Source organism: Paenibacillus sp. Y280 (assembly GCF_056786335.1).
Map to the genome: position 1 here is coordinate 1 of NZ_JBXCIW010000056.1, position 1,618 is coordinate 1,618.

A 1,618-nucleotide genomic window follows, 5' to 3' on the forward strand; every position below is an offset into this window, starting at 1 on the left:
CCTGAATCCGTGACCAATCTCTAATTTGGATCTTTAAACGGATGGAATTACTACCAGCCATATCCAATTGAATCTTTGGGTAAATGAGAATAACTCAAAGTAGAACCCTCGTCTAACAGCGTTCTTGCAGGTTGTATTCTGTTAGCTCCAATCATCTTAGTTGCCAATAGATTCGCTTTAGTTGCGGGAACCAAGGACTCCATCGTCCAAAGCATAGTTTTAAACCTCGAGCATGTTTGACGAAGCGAGCGGAAATAAGCATAAGGTCTTGAATAACCGTTCGAATGCGCTGCCGAAAGACATTCTTCTTTTTAAATGGCGCATCATAATCGGTCAGTGCTACCTGTCCAATGAATCGAAGCAAGTTATAAGCAAACAATCCAAGATGCAAAATGAGGTCATTTGTCGCAAATTTGCCGGAAGGGAGACGTTCCAAGTCGAGTTCAGACTTAATTTCACTATGAAATTGCTCACTCGTCGCGTGATCCTTGTAGAGGGTGATGACTTGCTCTTCTGAGCAATCCAGCGAAGTCCAATAAAGGGAGAGCTCAATATCCGGTACAAGCAGCATCTGTCCATCCGGTTCGGTCGTTCGCTCTGTCACTTGGTAAACCATGCGAACGGGCTTAATGAATCGCTTCGGGTGAACGAGAATATCGCCCATATAGACTTCTTTACCCGCGCGGGAGTCCAACAGCCGCCCATCGTATTTGGCGAACTGTAACCACTGCTCTTTCGATTCTTTACGTGGATTGCGTTTAATAATAAAGTCGGTTTCTTGATCAATAAGGAGATTGACGTTATCTGCTGCGTCATTACCGCCGTCTAGGCGAGCCAGCAGTGGCAGATCCGTGATGCGCCTTGCATAGCGAATGCTCCTATCGATAAAATCATCGGCATCCTTCTGGCCATGTGTTTTGCCTTCACGTAGTTCTACGTTCACACCATAACCTTCCTGGCCGAGGTAGGCGAAGAACGGAGCATAACCATCAAAGCCTTTGTACGTACGAGAAATCCCTTCTTTCTTCGTACCTGAATTGTCAAAGGGCGAAACATCCATATCCAATGGCATGTAAGATCGTTCCTCTTCATGGCTGCAGGTCACCTTGACCGGCGTTAAAGGAGCGTTGGCTCGTTTTAGTAAATCCGCGGATTCTTCGAGCAGAATCCGTTGCCATTCTCTCGAAGGCGCAGCTTGATCAAACCGTTGACGCAGGGTCGGACTGGAAGTTAGCTTGCGAATGCCTAGAGCGCGAGCGAAAAACTCATCTTTTCGAAAGGGTTCGATATGATCAAAGTCGCTTTTACCTTGGCAGAGCAGTCCCAAGTAAGCACGAACATTATCGGAATGGGAGATGTCAGGCACTCTAGCCTCACCAGCTTTAGACAAATTAAGACGTTTATTTAAATGCGTACCGGCAAGCAGTTGACCGATAAGAATGAGCCCGGCACGCGAAGTAAGATAATCATTGGAAGATTCCAGTGTAAATTTAGCCTTCATTGGAGTTCACCTCATAGGTGTATTTTGAAAACAGCAACAAACGAGCTGTTATCTCTATTTTACTCCATAATACTCTTTCAATCTATGGAAATCAGATATTTATATCACGGATTCAGG

General features: G+C 45.3%; 1 protein-coding gene. It reads right to left on the reverse strand.

Annotated features, from left to right (window positions below):
* Positions 1-151 precede the first annotated feature (151 nt).
* Positions 152-1,501, reverse strand: coding sequence for an IS1380 family transposase (locus tag AC1TPC_RS26790; RefSeq protein ID WP_482069767.1), 1,350 nt, complete (start codon positions 1,499-1,501; stop codon positions 152-154).
* Positions 1,502-1,618: the final 117 nt, after the last annotated feature.

Coding starts and splice junctions, on each gene's coding strand:
- AC1TPC_RS26790 (WP_482069767.1), bottom strand. CDS start 1,501: ATGAAGGCTAAATTTACACTGGAATCTTCCAATGATTATCTTACTTCG.